Annotated in this window: 14 protein-coding genes and 2 pseudogenes; 5 read left to right on the forward strand and 11 right to left on the reverse strand. The window is 72.2% G+C overall.

What is annotated here, in order from left to right; genetic code table 11:
- Positions 1 to 153 precede the first annotated feature (153 nt).
- Together ACFVUH_RS20385 and ACFVUH_RS20390 are read right to left on the reverse strand one after the other, a co-directional pair.
- Positions 154 to 471, reverse strand: a pseudogene (locus ACFVUH_RS20385) (IS982 family transposase); the annotation flags it as partial.
- 324 nt (positions 472 to 795) lie between these two features.
- Positions 796 to 1,824 (reverse strand): saccharopine dehydrogenase family protein, encoded by a 1,029-nt coding sequence (locus ACFVUH_RS20390; protein ID WP_387914742.1) that lies wholly within the window; start codon positions 1,822 to 1,824, stop codon positions 796 to 798.
- 110 nt (positions 1,825 to 1,934) lie between these two features.
- Here ACFVUH_RS20390 and ACFVUH_RS20395 point away from each other — a divergent pair, with 110 nt between their 5' ends.
- Positions 1,935 to 2,921 carry a helix-turn-helix domain-containing protein gene (locus ACFVUH_RS20395; protein ID WP_387914744.1) on the forward strand — a complete coding sequence of 329 codons (987 nt, stop codon included), beginning with the start codon at positions 1,935 to 1,937 and terminating at the stop codon, positions 2,919 to 2,921.
- Between the two features lie 319 nt (positions 2,922 to 3,240).
- Here the strand turns inward: ACFVUH_RS20395 and ACFVUH_RS20400 are convergent, their stop codons facing one another.
- The 5 genes from ACFVUH_RS20400 to ACFVUH_RS20420 form a co-directional block, all read right to left on the reverse strand.
- Positions 3,241 to 4,158 (reverse strand): hypothetical protein, encoded by a 918-nt coding sequence (locus ACFVUH_RS20400; protein WP_387914746.1) that lies wholly within the window; start codon positions 4,156 to 4,158, stop codon positions 3,241 to 3,243.
- A gap of 74 nt (positions 4,159 to 4,232) precedes the next feature.
- Positions 4,233 to 4,514: a hypothetical protein gene (locus tag ACFVUH_RS20405; RefSeq protein ID WP_387914748.1), complete on the reverse strand. Its 282-nt coding sequence runs from the start codon at positions 4,512 to 4,514 to the stop codon at positions 4,233 to 4,235.
- Positions 4,515 to 4,610: 96 nt separating this feature from the next.
- The gene (locus ACFVUH_RS20410) at positions 4,611 to 4,793 is read right to left on the reverse strand and encodes a hypothetical protein (protein WP_355369537.1); all 183 of its coding nucleotides are present in this window, start codon (positions 4,791 to 4,793) and stop codon (positions 4,611 to 4,613) included.
- Positions 4,794 to 5,053: 260 nt separating this feature from the next.
- Positions 5,054 to 5,584, reverse strand: coding sequence for a GNAT family N-acetyltransferase (locus ACFVUH_RS20415; RefSeq protein ID WP_355369535.1), 531 nt, complete (start codon positions 5,582 to 5,584; stop codon positions 5,054 to 5,056).
- 199 nt (positions 5,585 to 5,783) lie between these two features.
- On the reverse strand, positions 5,784 to 6,254 hold the full coding sequence (locus ACFVUH_RS20420) for an ATP-binding protein (protein WP_387914750.1): 471 nt from the start codon (positions 6,252 to 6,254) through the stop codon (positions 5,784 to 5,786).
- A 62-nt stretch (positions 6,255 to 6,316) separates the two neighbouring features.
- Here ACFVUH_RS20420 and ACFVUH_RS20425 point away from each other — a divergent pair, with 62 nt between their 5' ends.
- Both ACFVUH_RS20425 and ACFVUH_RS20430 read left to right on the forward strand, forming a co-directional pair.
- Complete coding sequence (locus tag ACFVUH_RS20425) at positions 6,317 to 7,492, forward strand: serine hydrolase domain-containing protein (RefSeq protein WP_387914752.1); 1,176 nt, start codon at positions 6,317 to 6,319, stop codon at positions 7,490 to 7,492.
- Positions 7,493 to 7,563: 71 nt separating this feature from the next.
- Positions 7,564 to 8,727 (forward strand): serine hydrolase domain-containing protein, encoded by a 1,164-nt coding sequence (locus tag ACFVUH_RS20430; RefSeq protein WP_387914753.1) that lies wholly within the window; start codon positions 7,564 to 7,566, stop codon positions 8,725 to 8,727.
- A gap of 1,051 nt (positions 8,728 to 9,778) precedes the next feature.
- Here ACFVUH_RS20430 and ligA read toward each other — a convergent pair.
- Positions 9,779 to 11,854 carry an NAD-dependent DNA ligase LigA gene (ligA, locus tag ACFVUH_RS20435; RefSeq protein ID WP_387914754.1) on the reverse strand — a complete coding sequence of 692 codons (2,076 nt, stop codon included), beginning with the start codon at positions 11,852 to 11,854 and terminating at the stop codon, positions 9,779 to 9,781.
- Between the two features lie 204 nt (positions 11,855 to 12,058).
- Between ligA and ACFVUH_RS20440 the strand changes: the two genes are divergently transcribed.
- Positions 12,059 to 13,603, forward strand: coding sequence for an FMN-binding glutamate synthase family protein (locus tag ACFVUH_RS20440; protein ID WP_387914755.1), 1,545 nt, complete (start codon positions 12,059 to 12,061; stop codon positions 13,601 to 13,603).
- 250 nt (positions 13,604 to 13,853) lie between these two features.
- Positions 13,854 to 14,297: pseudogene (locus tag ACFVUH_RS20445) on the forward strand (GNAT family N-acetyltransferase); the annotation flags it as partial.
- A gap of 117 nt (positions 14,298 to 14,414) precedes the next feature.
- On the opposite strand, the gene ACFVUH_RS20450 reads toward ACFVUH_RS20445, so the two are convergent.
- From ACFVUH_RS20450 to ACFVUH_RS20460, 3 genes are all read right to left on the reverse strand, one after another.
- Complete coding sequence (locus ACFVUH_RS20450) at positions 14,415 to 17,258, reverse strand: hypothetical protein (protein ID WP_387914756.1); 2,844 nt, start codon at positions 17,256 to 17,258, stop codon at positions 14,415 to 14,417.
- Between the two features lie 893 nt (positions 17,259 to 18,151).
- Positions 18,152 to 19,063 carry a glycoside hydrolase family 19 protein gene (locus tag ACFVUH_RS20455; protein ID WP_387914757.1) on the reverse strand — a complete coding sequence of 304 codons (912 nt, stop codon included), beginning with the start codon at positions 19,061 to 19,063 and terminating at the stop codon, positions 18,152 to 18,154.
- Between the two features lie 904 nt (positions 19,064 to 19,967).
- Positions 19,968 to 22,310 (reverse strand): collagenase, encoded by a 2,343-nt coding sequence (locus tag ACFVUH_RS20460; protein ID WP_387914758.1) that lies wholly within the window; start codon positions 22,308 to 22,310, stop codon positions 19,968 to 19,970.
- Positions 22,311 to 23,060 lie beyond the last annotated feature (750 nt).

Raw genomic sequence — 23,060 nt, forward strand, 5'->3', positions numbered from 1 at the left:
CCCAGAGCGGGATCGCCCTTGGCATCACTGGCTCGGCGCCACCGCGACAGAACCGAGAACCACACCGACAAACCACACCCACGCCCGGCTGCCGCAGGCGTGACCCAACACGGAGACGAGGAGAATCAGACTAGATAAATGAGTCCGATGTCCTCAGTGGTCATAGGCGATGAGTGAGCGCTTGATTCCGGCGCCAGTGGTCCAGTTGCGCCAGATCGCGGCAGCGAGGGCGAGCAAGCGCTGACCGGTACGGGCGAAGACGCCGGCCTCGGTTCGTGCACCGTGCTGTTCCAGACTGAGCCGACCCTTCAGGATGTCGATGACCGCTTCGATCCACTGGCGGACGCAGGCGAGCCTGCCGAGGCGGGCAGGCTCCCCCTTTCGGCCGGGCCGTACCAGGTGCGCACCGAGCTCGTCGGTGACGAAAGCCTCGAACGCGGCTCCGGCAAAGCCCCTGTCGCCGACGAACACGTACAGCGCCGTCAGAAGGGTGCCAAGGTTCGTCTTCACAAACCAACCAACGGGCACCCTTCGTCATGGTCGCGGCCAGCCCGGACATCGGACTCATTCATCCAGGGCCGCCCTCGCCGCGCCAGATCCGGGAGCGTCGTCATGGAGGCATCGTCCCACGCGCTCGGCGCCAGGCCGGTGGTTCTGCGGTATTCCTGCTCGGACGGCGCCCGGCCGAGTCATCATCGCGGCATGGACGATGACCTGGCCCCGCCTCCGGCCTGCACCGCGCGGCTCGATTGGCGACCTGAACAAGACCGGTACTGGGAATCGCCGGTCGGCTGGCTACGGACGCGGTTCCAGGGTGATGTGCGGGGACAGCGCGCGAAGAAAGTCGGGCGCGTCGAAGACCTTTCCCGCGGAGGCGACGCCGAGCGCATGGGTCCGGCCGGTGAGGATGCGGTCGACGGCTTCCACCACGAGTGGCGCGGTGACGGCGTAGATGTCCTGACCGCGGGCCACGACGCGTCGTTCGGCCCCGCCGGAGCGCACGACGACGTCGACGAGGAAGGTCTGGGCGGACCGCCCGCGCTCGTCGACCACGGCCGGTGTCGGCGTGTCAGGGGCCGCGACGTCGCGGGCTGCCTCGACCGTCATGTAGGTGCGGACTTCGGGGATGGACAGGTGGCTGGGTATGGTCACGACGTCTGCCATCGTGAACTCTGCGACGACGGGCCGGGGTCCCATCGGGTCGGGGAAGAGCCACTCCACGGTGGGCGGGGCGTCGTGGCGGTGCTCCAACTGCCCCTTCGTGTACACGACGCGTCCGCCGTCCCGCCGCTGCCGGGAGACCGCGCCCGCCGTGCGCGTCCCTGCGGTGGGGTGCCAGCCGCTGAGTCCGTAGGCGATGTGCGCCTCGTCGGCCGCCTTCCAGTCACCCATCACCGCGGTGGCCAGCAGGTCGCCGAAGCCGCCGAAGAAGGCCATCGCCGGGACAATCACCGCTCCCGCCTCCCGCGCCCGTTCGGCGAAGTGCGCGAAGGTGTCGACGTTGGCTTCGATCTCGGCCGCCACGTCCAGATACGGGATCCCGGCCCGCAGAGACGCCTCGATCAAGGGAGCGGCCGTTGTGGCGAAGGGCCCGGCGCAGTTGATCACGGCCGCCGCGCCGGCCAGCGCTCGGTCGAGCGAGGTCGGGTCGTCGACCGACGCCGGGCGGGCGTCCAGACCGGTCCCGTACGCCAGCGCCTTCAGCTTGTCGGCGTCGCGGCCGGAGGGGACCGGGAGAAACCCACGCTCTCTCAGCTCCGCCACCACGAACCGTCCGGTGTGCCCGTAGGCGCCGAACACCGCCACCGTCTGGCCTGATCCCATGGGTTCTCCCCCGTACTCGAATGATCCGCTGCGATCCGTCACGGACATCCTGCCGAAGGCCGACACTCCCCGCGCTTGTCCGGAACGCCATGCTCCATACAATTCCGGACATGACTGCTGTCGCGCTGGCCGTCACCGACGGCATGCTGCATTTCGAGCTGGCCCTGGCATGCGAGGTCTTCGGAGCGGACATGACCGGGGTGGCGGATCCCTGGTACCGCCTCTCGGTCTGCGGACCGAGCGCCGTGCGGGTCGGCCGCTTCCGGCTGGAGCCCGACCACGGACTCGATCGCCTCCCGCACGCCGACACCGTGATCGTCCCGGGCTGGGCCGATGTCGACCAGGACCCGCCGGCCGAACTGATCGACGCGGTACGCGCGGCCCACGAGGCAGGGGCACGCGTGGCCTCCCTCTGCACGGGCGCCTTCGTGCTGGCCGCCGCCGGGCTGCTGGACGGCAGGCGTGCGACCACTCACTGGGCGCACACCCGGCAGCTGGCCGAGCGTTACCCCCGGGTGACGGTGGACCCGGACGTCCTCTACGTCGACGACGACAGCGTGCTCACCTCAGCCGGCAAGGCCGCCGCCATGGACCTGTGCCTGCACCTCGTCCGACTCGACCACGGCGCGTCGATCGCCAATACGCTCGCCCGCCGCCTGGTCGTGCCGCCGCACCGGGACGGCGGCCAGGCCCAGTTCGTCACCACCCCCGTCCCCGCCCCGGACAACCACCCGCTCGCCGGACTCCTCCCCTGGGTGATCGCACGGTTGGACCACCCGCTGACCGTGGAGGACCTGGCCCGCCAGGCACGGATGAGTTCGCGCAACCTGGGCCGCCACTTCAGGGCGGTGACCGGCACCACCCCACTGCAGTGGCTGCTCGCCCAACGGATCCGCCACGCCCAGGAGCTGCTGGAGATCACCGACGACACCATCGACAGCATCGCGACCGCCACCGGCATGGGCACCGCCACGACGCTTCGCCGGCACTTCAGCCGGACGGTGGGTGTCCCGCCGGACACCTACCGCCGCACCTTCCGCTCACGGACCCGCCCCCGCCCGGACAACGACGGACAACACCGCCAACGCGAGCCATAAGGAGCCGGAAGCGAACGACCGGAGCCCACAGCGACGCCAGCCCTCGTGGCCAGTGCCCACCCGCGCGCCCCAGCGGGAAGCCCGTGCCGGTGCGCACAGCTCACCAGAAGGAGCATCCCGGCCGCCCGGCGGCGGACCCGGGCGCAGGCGTCGCCGAGCAGCTCGTGCTCCTGGTCGACGTCGTGCTCGTCCAGGGGTGCGGTCGGGGCGGTCGGGGTACTGGGCGAAGGCGGCGTGCAGCGTTGCGCCGGGTCGGCCTCGGCCAGCGGCGGCCACCCGCCGCGTCGCCGGACGCAAGGGGTGCTCCCCGTGCGGGAGGTCAGCGCCGGTAGCCCAGGTGCCGGCGGACCGCCGTGACGAGCGCGTGCCCGTCGGACCTGGTCCACGGCCGGCCCGGCCCGAACAGCCTCCTGATTCCGTTCGGTTCGAGCAGGGTGTCCGGCTTGGCGAACATCGACCAGACGCTGAGCTGGTACTCCAGGAAGCCGAGGGAGCCGCGGAACGCGTCGTCGGGCGATCCCGTGCGCAGGGTCCCGTCGGGGACGCAGTGGATCAGGCACTCCGTGAAGTACGACGGGAGGCTCCTGGACGCGCCCGTCGAGGTCAGGTCGGCCGCGACCGCCTTGAGGGCGCGGACCGCGTACGTGTAACGGTGGCCGGTCGCGGCGTCCTTCGCCCGCCCGTTCTCCAACTGCTGCCGCGGCCAGTTGACGAGGTGCCTGCCGTCGCGGGTGAACACGACGATGCCGCGCTGCTCGGTGCCCGTCAGCACGGGCCGGTGAAGGTAGCCGAAGCACGGCACCACCCGGATGCCCGGCCGGCCGCCCGGAACACCGGGGACACGAAGAGCGGTCGAGCGGCCGGTGTCGACGACGTCGCAGGCGGAACTCAGCGCGGCACCGAGTTCGGACCGGAACTCCTGCGGCGTCCAGCGACCGCCGTACGCCCGGTGCCGACGGGCGAGGCCCTGTGCCGACATGCCGCCCACCGCGCCGTGGAAAGTCCGTTCGGCGAACTCGACCCGGACATCGATATCGACGGCGCTGCCAAGGTGAGTGCCGTTCGCCCACGACCCGACGGGCTCCACCAACAACCCGAGGCCCGCAAACGCCGGATGCCGCGCCACCGCGCCGGCCACCAGACGCCTCGCGTCCTCCAGCCACTGCCCGTCCGAGGCCCTCACAGGCTCGGCCCACCGGGCGAGTTCCACGATCCGCTGCGAGTCCGTCAGTGGCATGCCTGCTGCTCCTCTTCCTCTCAGCGTCCCGCCGCCGCGGCACCACGCGGTGCGCGCCCACCCGAAACAGCAGCCTACGACCCGCCCGGGACACCCGGGCCGCCCCGGTGGGAGCGTCGGCTGCGGAGGCGGGCCTCGGCCGTTTCGGCCAGGTGGCGCGCGTGCTCGTCCGCCCTGGTCCGGTCCGCCGGGTCGCACGGCCCGGGCACGTCGGTCACCGCGGTGCCGAGGCCGGCGGCGTACTGCGTCAGACTCTCATACAGCCAGGCGGTGACCTCCCGGCCCATCGGCAGCCTGCCCCGTGCCCGCCGCAGCCGGATGGCCTCGGCGGTATGGCGCGGCAGAGCAGTGGTCACGAAGGCCGCCGGCACCACGGACTCGCCAAACCCGCGCCCGTGGAACACCAACAGAAACCACTCGTCCGCTCGGGACGCGGGGTAGGCCGCCTGCCGCTACCGCTCATCCCCATGGATACGGGAGAGGTTGGTCAGGTCCGCCCACACGGCCTTCAGACCCTTGCCCCACTCATCCAGCGGCCTGCCGTCCTCGAACAGCGGGCCGCCGGCGGGGAGCAGGCCGACGTGCTGCCAGCCCTGCGGGACGGTGACGCGTACGTTCCAGTGCGAGCAGGACATCAGCACTTTGGATAGACGTGCACAGCGTCGTGCGGATCGGCGATTGAGACGAGCGGATGCAGAACCGACGCTTCAACCGACCACGATCCGACCACCGGACTCAGCGAGACCCATAAGAACAGTCCGGCGGCCGCCGTGATGTTCCGCTCCCAACGCCCCGGCATCGAGCGTGTGCCGCAGCCGCTTCTGCCGACTGTATGGGGAAACTGCCGCCTGCCAGAACTGCACTGAGCCGTCCGCGAGGCCAAACATCGGGTGTGTCAGAGCCGTCTCGTCGTGAACAGGGTGGTCCCGCGCTCCGCGTCCACTTCCTTCCGCTCGGTCTCGGTGAACCCGACCTTGGCCAGAACACGGCGAGAAGCGGTGTTCCAGTCCCAGACCGTGGCCCACAGACGTTCGTATCCAGACGCTCTCGCCCATTCCAGAACCGCCAACGAGGCCTCGGTCGCGTATCCCTGACACCAAACCCGGCGTAGCAGCTCGAATGCCAGTTCCGGTTCCCCTGCCGCTCCTCGCCCGGTGTCTACCACCCCGCAGTAGCCGATGACGTCATGAGAGGCCTTCCGCTCGACCGCCAGCAAACCGGTCGACCACAGCTGGTTGGTGCGGATCGAATCCTCGAGCTCCGCGACCGTGGGATGTCCGTCTGCGTCAATTCGGCGGTGCGGCGGCACTCGTGGATCACGTTCGGTCCACAGCTCACGCTGGACGACAGCCTCGGCCACCCGCCAAGGCCTGAGCAGTAGGCGACTCGTCTCAAGTACAAACTCGCTGTCCGGAGTCTCTGTCATGACAGGAACCATCTCACGGGCAAACGTGCTGTCGTGCGGCAGGGTGCGGGGTCCGGTCGTGGACGCTCGATATGCGGGACAACTGGGATCAATCCCTGAGCGTCGTCCTGGACTTGTGCACGTTCACCAGCGCGTGGCCGAGCACTCTCACATGTATGCCGCCGGCTGGACCCGTGGGGTCCGTGCTGCTGACGGCATGTCAGTTCGGGGTGGGGAAGAGGGATTCCTGAGTGGCCTGATAGCGGTAGGACTCGGTACCGGTCTGGATCAGCGTGCAGCGGAAGGTGATCCGGTCGGCGATGGCCGTGCAGAGGCGGGCGTCGCCGAAGGTCTTGTCCCACTCGGTGAAGGGTGAGTTCGTGGCGGCGGGCTTCGGGGACCCCGCCTGTGCCGCGGAGCGCAGCCCGGGGTGTTGGCGGTGCGGATCGGCCGGACGCGGGCGGCGCGGCGGCCCTGGCCGTCGTCCGGGTGCGCCGCCGGTCGACTCCGGGGGCGGGACGCGCGGCGCGGGCCGGGAATGCGCCGAGCCCGAGGCCGGTCCGGACCCCGGGCCACCGGGCGGAGTGTTCCGCCCGGTGGGCCCCGGGAGCACGCTCCCGCGCCCGGCCCCGACCCGGAGCACGCTCCCGGGCGCCGTCTCGTCCTTCGCGCGGACGGATCGACGGTCCATCAGATGGTCCTCTTGGAGGGCGCCGAGAAGAGCTCCGGCGCCCTACCCGAAGGGGCTTTCCCGTGAACGAGCACGCACCGCAGTACCACCTTCCCAACCGCCTGCGCGGCGGCCGACGCCGGGCGGCGGCCGTGACCGCGGTGACCGCCGCCGCGGTGGCAGGCGCCGTGGCAGCCGGCGTCCTGGCACCGACCGCGGCCTTCGCCGGCCCGCGGCCGGACACTGTGCAGCAGCGCCTCGACGCGCTGGTGAAGCAGGACGGGGTGCCCGCCGCCCTCGCCACCGTCAAGGGCCGCGACGGGCGCACCCGCACCTACACGGCCGGCGTCGGCAACGCGGCCACCAAGGCCAAGGTGCCGGTCGACGGGCAGATCCGGGCCGGCAGCAACACCAAGGCCTTCACCGCCGTCGTCGTCCTGCAACTGGTCGCCGAGGGCAAGGTCGACCTGGATGCGGCCGTCGACACCTACCTGCCGGGCCTGGTCCGCGGCGACGGCTTCGACGGCCGCACCATCACGGTCCGCCAGCTGCTCCAGCACACCAGCGGCCTGCCCGACTACCTGGACAAGGAGGTCATACTCAACGCCCCCCGGCGCTACTACGAGCCGCGCGAACTCCTCGACGCCGCGCTCGCGCAGAAGGCCCGCTTCGCGCCCGGCGCCCAGTGGGAGTACAGCAACACCAACTACCTGCTGGCGGGCCTGATCATCCAGAAGGTCACCGGACGCCCCTTCGGCGAGGAGGTCACCACACGCGTCATCGACCGGATCGGCCTGCGCCACACCTACGTCCCCGTCCCCGGCGACATGACGATCCACGAGGCCCACCCCCAGGGCTACCAGCGCGCCGCGGACGGGTCGCTGCGCGACTACACGGAACTGGACCCGTCCTGGGGCTGGGCGGCCGGCGCGGTCGTCTCGACCAACACCGACATCACCCGGTTCTACGGCGCACTGCTGGAGGGCCGTCTGCTGCCCGCCGCCCAGCTCGCCCAGATGCGCACCACCGTCCCCGCCGAGGCGGCCGGCACCGCCGTGCGCTACGGACTGGGCCTGGTGAGCCGCCCGCTGTCCTGCGGCGGCACCGCCTGGGGCCACGGCGGGACGATCCCGGGCTACTACACCGCCGGAGGCACCACCGACGACGGCCGCGCCGTGAACATCGCCGTCACCACGATCCCGGACGGCAACACCATGGACCACATCACGCAGGCGGTCGACGAGGCGCTGTGCCGCTGACCCCCGGACACCTGCCGCCAGGGCGCACCGCACCGCACCTCCCCCCTCACTTCCCGGAATCGGAGCCCCCGATGAACGAACACGCCCCGCAGCGCAGGGCGCACCGCATGCGCCTCGCGCGGTACGCCACCACAGCCACGGCCGCCGCCGGCATCGCCCTGACCGCCCTCACCCCGCTCCCGGCCTCGGCCGTACCGCGCCCGGACGTCGTTCAGCAGCGCCTCGACGCGCTGGTGAAGGAGGACGGGATGCCCGCCGCCCTCGCCACCGTCAAGGGCCGCGACGGGCGAAGCCGCACGTACACCGCCGGGGTCGGTGACCTGGCCACCGGGGCCAGGGTCCCGGTCGACGGGCAGATCCGGGCCGGCAGCAACACCAAGGCCTTCACCGCCGTCGTCGTCCTGCAACTGGTCGCCGAGGGCAAGGTCGGCCTGGATGCGGCCGTCGACACCTACCTGCCGGGCCTCCTGCGCGGCGACGGCTTCGACGGCCGCACCATCACGGTCCGCCAACTGCTCCAGCACACCAGCGGCCTGCCCGACTACATGAACGCCCCCGCGCTGGCCGACTTCACCACCATCCAGTACCGGTACTTCGAGCCGCGTGAACTCCTCGACGAGGCACTGGCCCAGAAAGCGCTGTTCCCCGCCGGAACCGGCTGGGACTACAGCAACACCAACTACCTGGTGGCCGGCCTGATCATCCAGAAGGTCACCGGACGCCCCTTCGGCGAGGAGGTCACCACACGCGTCATCGACCGGATCGGCCTGCGCCACACGTACGTCCCGGCAGCCGGGGACATGACGATCCACGAGGCCCACCCGCACGGCTACCTGCGCACCGACCCGGGCGCGCCGCTGGTCGACTACACCGTGATGGACACCTCGATGGCCTGGGCCGCGGGCGCCGTCGTGTCCACCAACACCGACCTCAACACCTTCTACGGCGCGCTCCTGGAGGGACGTCTGATGCCCGCCGCCCAGCTCGCCCAGATGCTCACCACCGTCCCCGCCGAGTTCCTGGGCCCCGGCATCCGCTACGGCCTGGGGATCCAGAGCAGGCCACTGACCTGCGGCGGCCTCGCCTGGGGCCACGGCGGCACCTCCCCCGGCCACCGCACCCGCGGCGCCGTCACCCAGGACGGCCGCGCCGCGAACATCACCCTCACCACCGTCCCCGACGAACCCACCGCCACACACCTCACCGACGCACTCGACGCGGCCCTGTGCCGCTGACCACCCGCAGACACCGGCGGCTACCAGCCACCGGTCGCACATGAAGAAGCGTGCCCGACCGGGTACAAGTACCCGACGACAACGCTCTCCCACAGCAAACCGCCCACCCCCCGGCGCGGACGCGGCGGGCTTGCCGGGCCGAACGTGAGGAGGACCAGCGGGACCCGCCGACCGTGCCCGGACCGAGGCCCACCCGCAGCCGACAGCCGCCCAACAGGCCGCCACGGCGAACCCGAGAACGCCGCACAGGAACCGGTCCGCGCTCACGAACACCACGCCGACCCGGTCCGTCAGGCACCACGAGCGCAGGGCACGGGACGCAGGACACGGGGCACAGGACACGGGTGAAGCGCCAGCACATCGAGGAGGCGCGGCCGGTGACGGTCGGGGCCGGCGGCGAGGAGACAGTGGAGAGCGTCTCCGTGCCGGGCAGCCGGTGGCAGTGCCGTCACCGGGCAGCGAGCTTCCTGGACCTGACGAAAGCCGGGAGCCGGTCACCCCGCAGGGGCGACCGGCTCCCGGCTGCCACCGCTCCCTCCCGGGTGCGGCCGATCCGCTCCGCGATGCCACCGTGGACAGCGAACACCCCGGCCGAGCGGGCCGTCACCCGCCACCGACAGTGTCCGCGTGCCGCAACTCCGTTGCCCAGTCGAGCCATTCCCGTCGAGGCCGCAGGGCGGAAGGAGAACGCGGACCCGCCCTGGCCGACGGGCTTCAGGTTCGCCGACCGCGCCCGGTCCCGGCACACCGTGGTGCACGCCCTGCTGGCCGCAGGGTTGTCCCGTCATTGGTCTTCGGGCGGTTCGGTCGGGACCGGCCGCCGTGGGATCAGCTTGACGACGCGGCTTGGAGGAGGTTGTGCAGGCGGGCGATGCCGAGCACGGCGTGGTGGACGCCGTCGCCCTTGAGGCGCGCGGCGGGCCGCCGACCGGGACGGTGGCGGTTGCGACCTGCGGGTGGACCGGTTGATCGCGTCGGCGACGTGGCCAAGGTGCGATCGCCCTGTCATCCGATCCGAGCCGGCACCTGTCTTCGCAGGGCGTCCGGCGCGCTACGGCAGGTACGCGGCGACGCGGTCGGCGAACTCCTCCGGGGTGAGGATCGGGATGCCGAGCGTCTCGGCCCTCGCCCGCTTCGAGCCGGCCTTCTCCCCGGCCACCAGCAGGGTGGTGCGTGCGGACACCGAGGACGAGGCCTTGCCGCCGGCGCGCTCGATGAGTTCGTTCATCTCGTTGCGCGAGAGGGCGGCGAGCGGGCCGGTCATGCTGCCGGTGACGACGACCGCCTCGCCCGCGAGCGGCGCGCCCTCGGTCGGCTGCTGCGTGGCGGGGCCGTCCGTGTTCTCGTCGGCGGCGTCGTTCTCCCCGGCGGCCGGCACCTGGGGTTCGGTGACGGCGGTGCCGACGTCCTGGGCGGCGAGCTTGTCGAGGAGGGGCGCGAGGTCCGCGAGTTCGGCGACGATGACGCGGGCCTTCTCCGTGCCGATGCCGTCCACGGCGGCCAGCGTCTCGGCGTCGGCGGCCCGGATCGCGGCCATGGACCCGAAGTGGGCGGCGATGCGGCGGGACATGGTGCGCCCGGTGCCGCGTACGCCGAGCGCGCAGAAAACCCGGTTGAGCGGGCGGCTGCGGGCGGTCTCGATCGCGGCGAGGAGGTTGTCGGTACTGGTGGCGCCCATGCGGTCCAAGGAGAGGAGCTGGTCGCGGGTGAGGGTGAACAGGTCGCCGAGGTCGGCGACCAGGCCGGCTTCGACGAGCTGGACGGCACGGGTGCGGCCCAGGCCCTCGATGTCGAGCTGGTCGCGGCCAGCCGCGTAGATGACGGAGGCGACGGCCTGGCACCCGCGGCCGCGGGTGCAGCGCCAGCGCTGCTCGGTGGTGTCGATGGCGTCGCCGCAGCGCGGGCAGGCGTCGGGGAAGGCGATGGGCCGCTCGTCGCCGGTGCGCTGGTCGGTGAGCGGCGCCTCGACGCGCGGGATGACGTCACCGGCCCGGTAGACGAAGACCTGGTCGCCGATCCGCAGGTCGCGCCGGGTGATGTCGGCGGGGTTGTGGAGGGTGGCGTAGGTGACGGTGACGCCGTCGATGTCGACGGGCTCGAGGACGGCGCGCGGGGCGATGATGCCGGTGCGGCCCACGTTCCACTCGACGTCGAGCAGCCGGGTGACCGTGTGTTCGGCGGCGAGCTTGCGGGCCACGGCCCACCGCGGAGCGCGCGACCCGGCCCCGGCGTCACGCCGGTCGGCGGCGGAGTCGGCCTTGACGACCACGCCGTCGATGCCGAACGGCAGCGCGGCGCGCAGCGCGGCGATCTCCTCGACGCGCTGCTGGACCTCCTCCTGCGTGGCGCAGCGCTGCGGGTGGGCGGGAGTGGTGGCGGCGGTGTTCGCGCCGAGGGCGGCGAGCCGTTCCAGCAGGGCGCTGTGGCCGAGGTCGTCGTCCAGGCCGACGGCGCCGTAGGCGAAGAAGGTCAGCTCGACGCGGTAGGGGCGGTCCTTGGCGCGCAGCGTGCCGGCGGCGCCGCTGCGGGGGTGGGCGAACGGTGTCGCGCCGTGGGCGGTGCGCACCTTGTTGGCGTGCTCGAACTGGTCGTGGGTGAGCAGGACCTCGCCGCGCAGTTCGACGTCGATGGGGTCGGTGAGCGCGGCGGGCAGGCCGAGGATGGCGTCGGCGGCGTGGCTGATGTCCTCGCCGGCCAGGCCGTCGCCGCGGGTGAGGATCCGGTGCAGGCGGCCGGCGCGGTAGCGGGCGGCGATGGCCATGCCGTCGAGCTTGGGCTCCACGCACCAGGCGGACACCTCGCGGCCCAGGGTCCGTTCCAGCCCGGTGGCCCACTTGGTGAGGTCGTCGGCGGAGAAGACGTTGTCCAGGGAGAGCATCGGCACGCTGTGCGGCACGTCCCCGCCGGCCGCGCCGCCGGCGACCTTGCCGGTCGGGGAATGACCCAGTACCTGCTCGGGGTGGGCGTCCTCGAAGGCGGTGACGGCCCGCAGCAGGGCGTCGTACTCGTCGTCCCCCAGCGGGGTCGATCCGTCACCGTAGTAGGCGGCGGCGGCCCGCACCGCCCGGTCGACAGCGTCGGTGTAGTCGGCCGCGGTGGAGAGGGCGGGGGCGGTGTCGTCGGTCATGCGGGCATCATGCCGGGCAACACCGACAACGAAGCCGAACCCGGGACCAGGCCCTGGCCACGTCCCTGTCCGCGTGGCCTTTTACTATCATTTCGCATTCTTCGACGGACGCTGATGCCCGCTCGGCCGCGCGTCCAGCGCCCAACACGACACCACGCGACTCCACCGCCCGGCGATGGAGTCGTGCATCGAGGAGGAACGTTCATGCACGCCCGGAGGATCGGCACAGCCGCCGCAACAGCGGTCACACTTCTGGCTGCCCGCGACCTCATCCAGAAGAGGCACGCACTGCTCCGGAACTTCCCGGTGGTCGGGCACGCCCGGTACCTGTTGGAGCGGATCGGGCCGGAGCTGCGGCAGTACATCGTGACCTCGAACGAGGAGGAGCGCCCGTTCAGTCGTGACCAGCGCACCTGGATCTACGCGTCGGCGAAGGAGGAGAACAACTACTTCGGGTTCGGCACCGAGGTCGACGTCGAGCACGTGCAGGGACACGCCTACCTGAAGCAGCGCACGTTCGCCGGCGCTCTGCCCGACACGCACGACCCGCAGGCTCCCCTCCCCTCGGCCAAGGTGCTGGGCGGGCCGCGCGGGCGCGCCAGGGCGTTCCGGCCGGCGAGCGTGGTGAACATCTCGGCGATGAGCTTCGGATCGCTCTCCGGCGCGGCCATCACCGCGCTCAACAAGGGGGCGGCGCTGGCGGGCGCGATGCACAACACGGGCGAGGGCGGCCTCTCGCCGTACCACCGCAACGGCGGCGACCTCGTCCTCCAGCTCGGTACGTCGTACTTCGGCTGCCGCAATGACGACGGCAGTTTCAACCTCGACAAGCTCAAGGACGTGGTCGCCGGCGCCCCGGTCAAGGCGATAGAGATCAAGCTCTCCCAGGGCGCCAAGCCGGGGCTGGGCGGGATGCTGCCGGGCGCGAAGGTGACCCCGGAGATCGCCCGGATCCGCGGCATCCCGGTCGGCGAGGACTGCGCGTCCCCGTCGCGGCACACCGCGTTCAGCGACGTCGACTCGATGCTCGACTTCGTCGAGTTGCTCGCCACCGAGACCGGCGTGCCGGTCGGGGTCAAGAGCGCGGTGGGCGAGATGGGCTTCTGGCAGGAGCTGGCCGCGCTGATGGCGCGTGGTGACCGCGGTGTCGACTTCGTGACCATCGACGGGGGCGAGGGCGGTACCGGGGCGGCCCCGCGGATGTTCGCCGACTCGGTGTCGCTGCCGTTCCGGATGGGCTTCTCCCGGGTCTACGGCACCTTCGCCGAGCTGGGGCTGACCGACGACCTGACCTTCATCGGCTCCGGCAAGCTCGGCCTGCCCGAGAACGCCGCGGTCGCCTTCGCCCTGGGTGCCGACATGATCAACGTGGCCCGTGAGGCGATGCTCTCCATCGGCTGCATCCAGGCGCAGAAGTGCCACACCGACAGGTGTCCCACCGGCATCGCCACCCAGAACGCGTGGCTGGCCCGCGGCCTCGACCCGGCCTCGAAGGCCACCCGGGCCGCCGTCTACCTGCGCACCCTGCGCAAGGAGCTGATGAAGGTCTCGTCGGCCGTCGGTGTCGCCCACCCGGCACTCATCACGACCAACGACATCGAGATCCTCAACGGCGACTACGAGGCCCGCACCCTGGGTGGCGTCTACGGCTACAAGGACGGCTGGGGCGAGCTCGGCCCGCACCTCGCCGATGAGATCACGGCACTCCTCACCACCGAGCCGGCCTCCGTCCGGAGGCCGTCGGTCTGATCCGTCGACGGCGGCCGGCGCCGCGCCCGGGCTCCGCCGCGCGGAGTCCGGGCGCTCCGTCGGCCGGTGACCCTGCGGTGCCGGTACCGACTTCGGCGCTTCGGGGTGGTCGATCCGTGCTTCACCAACGGCCCGTCACCGCGAGCGGCCGCTCCCTCGACACCAGGGCCCGAGCGGAGCAGCCCACCAAAACCGGCTGACATCCGGCCGGGCGGCCCGAAGCAGTGGACAGTCGACGAGGATCGCTGCCATGGCCCACACGATCGAAGCTGCCCACCCGGACGACTCCGCGCAGTTGGGGCCGTTGCTGCTGACAGCTTGGCTGCAGACATACCCCAACCCGGAGGTGGGGATCGACGAGGAGTGGATCCGCGAGCATCGCGGCTCGTCAGCCACCACGGAAGGCATTGACCAGTGGCGGGAGTTCATCGAGGCAGCGAACCAGGAACCGGACCTGCTGTTCTGTCGTGTTGTCCGTTCTCACACCGAGATCGTCGGCGTTCTCTGCGGGCGCCGCGGCGAGGTGGTCACCCTCGGACCGATGTATCTGCTGAGACATGTCCAAGGCCAGGGACTCGGTGGTCGCATGATGACCGAGTTCCTCGCCTGGGCCGGAGCCGCACCCATATGCCTGTGGGCCACCGACTACAACGACAGCGCAGTCCGTTTCTACCAGCGGCACGGATTCAGAATCACGGGTGAACGAGAGCTCTGGCACGAAAGGCTGCCCAACCTACGGATGACCCGCGAGGCCGCACCCGGCATCGACCACAGCCGAGCTGCCACCCGCGCAGCCGGGGCGGGGCTGTCATCACTGGTCCCCCGCGCGCAGTTCGGTGGCGATCTGGCGCCGCCCGGCGACGAGTGCCTCGGCGACGACGCCCGCCGAGACGAGCGCGGCGAGGCCGAGCGTCTGCAGCAGGACCGGCGGGACGTCGACCGGCAGGCCGCGCGGAGTCTCCGCTCCGACCAGGATCGACAGCTCGAAGGCCGGGCCGAGCAGGGCGACGGCGCCCACGGCGACGAGGCCGCCGCCGACCGCCGCGGCCACGGTCTGCGGCAGGGTCTCGATCAGGATGAGGGCCAGGCCCTGCCGGGGACGCAGGCCCATGGTGCGCAGCCGGGCGAGCAGGGCGGCCCGTTCGGGGGCGGCACGGACCAGGGTGAGCAGGGCGGCGAGCAGGGCGAGGGCGCCCGCCCCGATGACGGCCGTCCAGAACAGCCGGGCCGCGGAGTCCTGGAGCGGGTCGTCGCCCAGTTCGGCGGTGACGGCGGCGCTGGTGCGCACGGTGTAGCCGTCCGGTAGGGCGTCCTGGCCGTCGGGGGTGGACGCGGTGCGTTCGTCGCCGGTGGCGATGCGTTCGCGCACCAGGCGTCGGAGGGCGTCCTGGTCGACGGAGCCGGTGGCCAGCCAGAGATTGGGGCGGCCGAGTTCGGGGGCGAGGGCGGCGGCCGGGCCGGCCGGCAGGACGACGAACAGGCGGTCGTCGCCTTGGAGGGCGGGGGTGGCGTCGACGGTGCCGGTGGTGGCGGTGGGCAGTTCGCCGCCGCTCGGCAGTCGGAGGCGGTGGGTGGCCTCGGGGCCGAGCTGCTTGGCGAGCGCGGTGGAGAGCAGGGCGGGCACCGCCGCGTCCGGTCCGCCGGTGTCGCCGGACAGCGCGACGGGGTCGAAGGTGCCGCGGCCGAGCGAGCGGGAGATCTCCGCGTACGCGGCCGGTTCGGCGACCACGGCGAAGATTCGGGTGGCGTCGCCGCCGCCGAGGACGAAGACCTCGGTGTCGGCCCAGACCGGTGTGGAAGCCCGGATGCCGGGCAGCGCGGCGGCGGCCTCGGCGAAGGCGGGTGGGACGGTGACGCCGATCGGGACGAGCACGGAGGCGTCGCCGCCGACGCTGATCCGGGCGGCGTGGACGCGGGCGCTGTCGACGGCGCCCAGCACGGTGGCGCCGAAGCCGGCGGTGGTGACGGCGAGCAGCAGGGCGAGCAGCGGCAGCACGGAGGGGCCTTTGCGTTCGCCGGTGCCGCGGGCGGCGCGGGCCAGACCGAGGAAGCCGATGGCGCCGGGCCGCCGGGCGGCGATCCGGCCGAGCGCGCCGAGCGGCAGCGGTTGGAGACGGGCCAGCAGCAGTCCCCCGGTGAGGGCGAGCAGCAGCGGCGCGACGACCAGCAGCGGGTCGGCGCCCTCTTCGGTGGTGGCGACGCCGCGCCGCCGGACCTCCGCCACAGCGGCGGCGGTCAGGGCCAGCACGGCGAGTTCGGCGACCAGGCGTCGGCGGCGGCCGCCGGGCCGGGCGCGGGACCAGAGCCGGGCGGCGCGCAGCGGGAAGGCGAGCAGGCTGAACAGGGCGACGGCGGTGGCGGCCAGTACGGCGGTGCCCCAGCGCGGGGTGGGAAGCAGCCACAGGGCGAGCGCGGTGGCGACGGCGGCGGCCGGCAGGACGGTCACCGCGCCCTCGCCGAGCAGTCGCCGCACGGCGCCGGTCCGGGACGCGCCGCGGGCCTGGAGCAGTCGCAGTTCGGCGAGCCGTCGGTCACCGGTGAGTGCGACGGCCAGGCAGAGCACGACGGCGCCGACGCCGGCGAGGCCGGCCGGGCCGATCGTGGCGAGCGACGCGGCCGCTTCCCTGCGGGCGGTGGCTTGGCGGAAGAGCACGGGCAGCGGGGAGGTCATCCGCAGGCCGGGGCGCTGGGTCTCGTTGGCCAGGGTGTTGGCGGTGGCCCCGGTGAGGTAGGAGGCGAGCGCCTGGTCGGTCTCGGCGAGGCGGTCGGCGCGCAGGCGGTCGACGCCGACGGGCAGGCGCCAGAAGTCCTGGGCGCCGAGCTGCCACGTCCGCACCTGTTCGAGGGCGGTACCGTCGACCAGGCCGGCGGTGCGCCAGTACCTGGCGGGCAGCTTGCCCTGGCGCCGGAGGAAGTTGAGGCAGGCCCGGTCGGGGCAGGGCAGGTCGGTCCAGTAGGGGTCGTTGTGGTCGTTGACACGGAGGATGCCGACCACCTCGGCCCGGGGTGCCTCGTCCTCGAGCGAGGACGGACCGGTCCTGAGGACGGCACCGAGGCGGATGCCCATGGTGTCCGCGGCGTCGCGGCTGATCGCGATCGGCACGGGCTCCCCCGGTACCGGGGTGCCGGGCCAGCTGCCCTCGGCGAGCGTCACGTGGTCGCGCAGGCCCTGGACGTAGAGCAGGTCCATCGTCGGGTCGGCGTCGTCGGGCCGGGTCAGGCCGGGGTCGATGAGGACGCGCGGCTTGCGGCTGCGGGAACCGTGGACCACGTCGCCGGGAGCAACACCGAGGATGCCGGTGCGGGCGGCGAGCAGGGCGGCGTCGGCGTCCAGGCGCGCGGCATCAACGCGCGGGCCCTCGGCTCCGTCGGCCCTGCCCCGGTCGTCGATGCCCCGGTCGGAGACGGCGAAGACGCTGGTGGCCGCCGGGCCCCGGTCGCGCAGGAACTCGCGCAGGCCCTGGTCGGCGGTCCGGTCGAGCAGGCGGGGGTAGGCCGTCGCCAGGAAGACGGTGCCGAACGCGAGGGCGGCGGTGAGCAGCGCGGCGAGCGGGGCCGCGCGCAGCCGGGTGCGTACCCAGGCGGCGGGGCGGTGCGCGGCCCGCGGGCCGGCGTCCGCGGGCCGGGGGGCCGCGGTTTCGTCCGGGCTGGTCACTGGTGAACCCTCCTGTCTGCGGCCCCCGCGACAGGGCTCGTGGTCAGCTGCTGGTGGGAGGCGGGGTGACGGCCCGGGCCGGTCGCCTCGCGCGGGCCCCTGTGGCGGGTTGCCAGGGGTGTGCGGGTCCTCTGTTCCGGGTGGGGTGTCCGCCCGGCCGGCGTCCGAACGCGTTGTGCGTGGCGATCGGATGGACGAAGCCCGCGAGCGGGGCCTCCAGCAGGGCGGACACGGCCGGCTCGGTGCGGTGGCCGAAAGGCCCTGACGGCCGCTTCGACGGCCTGGTGGATGCTCCGGCCCGGCGGGGTGGCGGCGAGCGGCGCCCTGGGGGTGACGGCGCTCAGCACGGTGACCGGTTCGTCGTTGCGGGAGCCGGGCCGGGTCCGCCGGCGCAGGCGCGGGCTCAGGCGGACGACGGCGGCGATCGCGCGGAACGCGCTCATGCTGATCGTGTACCGCACAGCCCACCCCGTGTCGCACGTCGGAAACTTCCGGTGAGGATGTCAGAACATCGCCGACGGTGGGCCCGGATCGGGGAATCCGGCCGGACCCGCGCAGGCCGTTCGGCCTCCCGGCAGCCGGAGGGCGGCGAGTTCGTGGAAGGGGTGGTCGTCCGGCGAAGGCGAACCTCGGCCCGCTCGAACAACCAGCGCCGCGCGGTGGAGAGGAACCGGCCGTCGGTCTGCGGCAACGGCTCGTCGAACCGGCCGTTCACCGCCACGGGGTCGGCAAGCACGGCCGGGCAGGACACCGACCACCGAGGGGTCCGCGGTGCCGGGCGCGGCGCGTGCGCGCACGACCGGTTCATCGCAGGACTGCGTCCAGGACCCCACCCGCACGGTTGCGGGCCGGGCGAGGACGCCCGGCCCGCAACCTCGGTGTGCCGCGAGGGGTCAGCAGGAGACGCCGGAGCCCGTCGGCGCGCCGAGGATCTGCGTGAACGCCTTGTACCGGTTGACGCGGCTCTCCACCTGGCGCGGGTTCTTGCCGTCGCATTCCAGCGCGCCGTTGATCGAGCGGATCGACTGCCCGAAGCCGGCGCCGCTGATCATGGCGTCGTGCCCGGTGATCGGACCCGGCCCGTTCTGGGTGTTCCAGTACCACAGGGCGGTCATCATGGCGACGGCCGGATCGTTCTCCACCAGCCAGGGGTCGTTCAGCAGGTCGATGCCCAGGAAGTCGCCCACCCGCTTGTAGTTGTAGTTCCAGCTCAGCTGGATCGGGCCGCGCCCGTAGTACGCCGACTGGCCGGCCGGGCAGCCGTAGGGCTGGCCGGTGTCGCAGTAGTGCGGGTAGTTCGCCTCGTTGACCTCCTTGATGTAGTACAGCCCTGCGGTCTCATGGCTGATGTTCGCGAGGAAGGCCGCGGCCTCCTGCTTGCGCATCGTGCTGTCACCGGTGTGCGCGAACGCCGGGAACGCCTTCATGGCATCCACCAGGCCCTGGTACGTGTAGGCGGGATTCCGGTTCGGGAACATCTGGTCGAACTGGGCCTCGCTCACCACGAAGCTGTTCGGGTACGGGTTGCCACCGGTTCCACAGGTGTACGGCGACCAGTAGTACGTGCTCACCGTGGGGTCGTAACCGGGATTGTCGCGCTGGGCGACATAGATCCTGCCGTCGGTGTACCGGACGATGTCGTGCGCCTGGTAGTTGGCGCCCTTCGACCAGCTGGGCGCTATCGCGCATTCGTCCGCCGGGGTGGGGGTGGCGGCGGACGCCGTACTGGGCACGAGGGCCGCGGCGGCCAGGGAGCCGGCTGCCATCAGACCGGCCAGCGCTGCCTTCATACGAGCTCTGAGCACGTGTTTCCCTTTCGTACATCGCGCGCACGCCGATCAGACCCGGTGGGGGCCGGGTCGGCCGACAGGCGCCGTGGGGGACGATGTTGGCGCACACTGAATCGTTTCGCGTTCACCGCGGTCAAGGCCCGCCCGGACATGTTTTGCAGGATGCAACAACCTCCTGTTTCCATTGAGTTGACTGATCTTCAGCACTAGCTTCCGACCCGACGCCCGATCACCGGGCCACCGGCGGTGGCGGTGGCGAAGGGGTGACGGCGTGGCGGCGTGGCGATGAGATTTCCGGCCCCGGGGGGTCTACATCTCGACAGGGACCACCGGCTCGGATCGGGAGTACAGACATGGGCCTCATCCACATCGAGTTGTTCGCGACCCTGGACCTCGTGGCGCAGGCGCCGGGCGGACCGGACGAGGACCCCCGGTCCGCTGTGTCGGCGGGCGGCGCCTCGATCGGGCGGGTCTCGGTGAGCGGCGGAGTCGGCCGCGGCGGGTTCCTCGGGGGCCCGTCCGCCTTGGGACGGTGTCACAGGGGCAGGCGCCAGCCACACCCCGATCGCGTCCTCGACCTGGTCCCACAGGCGCAGCGGGCCGCGTTGGGTGACGGTCCAGCCGCCGTGGCCGTCGGGGCGGGTGCGGGCGTGGGAGCCGGTGGCGTGGTCGATGAGGATCTGCTGGTCGCCGGCGGTGAGGCGTTCGGCGGAGGGGGTGGCGAGCTGGGCGATCCAGGTGCCGGTCCACGTGGGAAGTGGCCGGTCGCCACGCCGGGTTCGATGACGGCCAGCAGGGCGAGGCCGTAGCCGAACTGCCGGCCGGAGAAGCCTGGGTCCCGGTGACGACGGCCGAGGGCGGCGTGCACGACGCGCCCGGTGGCCTGGTGGACCGGGCGCGTCGTGCACGGGCGGCGGTGTCAGCGGCGCAGCGGGCCCTCGCAGGTGTAGTCGGCGGTGCCGGCCCCGCCGGAGGGCCAGACGTCGACCTTGCCGAACCAGCAGTTCATGTCGGCCATGTTGTTGGCGGCCGCACCGGCGCGGCCGAGGAGGAAGTGGTCGACGGTGGCGGCCATGTCCTTGCGGGTCTGGCCGGAGTCGGCGGAGTTGGTCAGGTTGGCCGTGATGCGGCCGGTGCAGGTGAAGCGCATCTTGTTGTCCCAGTCGCCGTTGTCCTTGCAGTCGGGTGTGTTCTGCGTGGCGGCGGCGAAGGCGTTGCGGATCTCGGAGGCCCAGGCGTAGTTCAGCGAACCGTTGGCCGTGTAGGTGGTGTCGGGGACGAACAGGTCGTCCGCGCGTGGGACCTCGGCGTCCAGGTAGGCGGTGTACTCGCGCTGGAGGGCCGTGTCCTTGCCGAGGCGGTCCCGCCAGGCGTCGTAGCCGGTGCGGTCGTCGGCGCGCAGCAGGCGGTACATCTCGGCGAGCTGGTCGGGGTGCTTCTCGCCGAGCAGGTTGAAGAAGGCGGCCGAGTAGGGGTAGGCGCGGAAGCCCAGTCCGTTCCAGGTCGCGTGGAGGATCTGGTCGACGCTCAGGCGCGGGGTGCCGGCCTGGTCGTCCCAGCCGATCTGGCGCAGCATGTACTTGCGTGCCTTGACGCCGCCGTCGCGGGTGGCGCCGGCGAAGTACTCGGCGGTGCCCTCGTTCATGGCGAAGGTGGCGTCGCTGGGCCAGCGGGTGGTGTAGCCCTCCTCGGGGATCGCCCAGCGGGCGTTGAGGTAGTGGGTGTACTCGTGCCGGAACAGCTCCTCCAGGCTGAAGTACGACTCCTGGGTGGTGCGCTGGTAGGTGTAGAAGGTGGAGTTCTCCTCGATGAACATCCCGCCGTTCTGGACGTCGCCGATGCCGAACAGGACGTACTGCAGGGCCTGGTAGTTGGACTTGGTGTCGTACAGCTGGACGGTCAGGACGGGGTGGTCGTCACCGGCCAGGGGCTGGTCGGTGCCCAGGGTCCGGAAAAACTGGGCCTTGACCTGCTTGGTGGCGTAATAGAGCTGGTCGGCGGTGGCCCTGTCGAGGGCGGTGCGCACGATCAGGGTGCCGTTGTCGTAGCTGTAGGTGTGGGGGAACACCAGGCGTTCCAGGTCGGTGCGGCAGACCGCGTACTGGCCGCACAGCCCGAGGTCGTTGACCGGGGCGATGAGGTTGGCCCACGGCCGGCTCATCCGGCCGAAGGTCGCCGCGGCGAGATCCAGTTGGGCGCCGATGCGCTGCTTCAGCTCGGGCTTGAGGGCGTCGATCCGGGCGAAGCGCCCGTACTCCAGCATGGCGTCGGCGGCCGCCCACTCGCTGGCCGTGCCCTTGAGGTGGGTGTAGCCGGCGTAGGCGCGGAACGCCTCGCGGTAGTCGGCGTCGGCGGCAACGGCGGCACGGAAGAGGCCCTGCGGGTCCTCGCCGACGTTCTCGATGCCCTGGAAGTTGATCTGGAGGGCGCCCTGGACGGCCCAGTTCCAGCCCCGGTCGCCGGTCACGGGCGAGCCGGGCGCGAACGTCCTCATGACCTGCTTCACCAGCGGCAGGCGGGCCAGGCGCAGTCTGGGGGCGCTGCCGGCCTGGAGCAGTTCGCCCATGGTGTCGCCGTTGGTGGTGGTGGGCTCGAACACCCGGGGGTTGGCCGTGTAGTCGCGGATCGCGCGGTCGAGGGCGGCGACGGTGGTGTCGTCGCCGAGGTCGATCTCGGTCTGGCCGAAGTCGAAGAAGACGGCGATGTGCAGGTAGTACCAGAGTTCCTGCTGGTTGAGGTTGTTCGCGCTGTCGAAGGACGGTGCGCGGGAGCTCACCTCGGCCGCGACGGCCCGCACGTGCTCGGGCGTCATCACCTTCGCGGTCCGCGGGTCCCAGTTGACCAGCAGGGGCCGCAGGCAGTCCTGGTAGGTGTGGCCGCGGTCGGTGAGGAAGTCGACGAGGGCCGCGGGGGTGAGCGAGGTGAACACCTCGGGGGTGCAGGCGGCGCTCTTGGCGGAGGCGGCGGAGGTGGCGGCCGGGAGGGCGGGGTTGGCCGGGTCGCCGGACTGCAGGCCGGTGGTCGGCTGGCGCGTCGCCGTGCCCGGCCAGCCCTGCGGGCCGGTGGCGGCAGCGCCGCCCGGGGCACCCTGGTGGGCGAGGTGGTCGCCGGTCTGCGGCAGGACGGGGGCGGTGCGGGCCTCGGCCGAGGCGGCGGGCGCGGGCCCGGCGGACGCCTGAGCACTGTGCAGCAGCGGGACCGCGAGCGCGGCGGCCAGCGCTGCCGAGAGCAGGGTGTTGCGCACGGTGGCTGATGAAGGCACCGAGATCTCCTCAAGGGGGGTGTGGGGGGGTGGTCTGGTGGTGCGTGTGCGGGCGCGTGCCGAGGGAGGAGAGAGAGGCGGCACGCGCCGGCGACACCGGCGCCGAGGCGTGGGGGAACTGGCGGCCGGGGCCGATGACCGCGCCGAGAGCCGACGCGGAGCCGTGGACCGTACGGGAAGCAGCCGGGGGGGTGTCCTCGTACGGGAGTGGGGGTGCCCGCTGACGGGGCGTGGCGGCTGTTAGGGGGCGTAGCCCTCCATCCGGACGGACCTGCCCGGAAGCGGGATACGAGAAATCGACACGGTTCTCCTGAGGGGGGGCTGGAACCGGCGGCAGGAGGGGACCGTAGCCACCTGTGGGGAGACCCGCCGATCTTGATGGGGAAACTTACATCGCAATGTGAAATTGCACTAGTCCTGTTCTTGGATCGCCCGGCAGCCGGCGAACCGGCAGCCCTGCGGACGGCCTGGGGTGCGGCCAGGCCCAAGATCGGCGAGCGCGATACTCGGGGCTCAACTTGTTCCGGAACGAATCAGTGAGTCACTCCAACCGCATACCCACCGGAATTCGACCACGGCGGGATCCCCGCGGGGGGCGGGTGGGCGGCGGGCCGGTCCGCGCCCCGGGGGTGAATGCCGGGGGCGAAGGCGCGGGTCGCGCGGATGGCGGCGCCGGCTGTGGTGATGCCGTCGAGGGTGCAGCGCCGCTCCTCGACATGACGCTCCCGACATGCGGCGGCCGATACCGAT

Source organism: Kitasatospora sp. NPDC058032 (assembly GCF_042885845.1).
Classification (GTDB): Bacteria; Actinomycetota; Actinomycetes; order Streptomycetales; family Streptomycetaceae; genus Kitasatospora.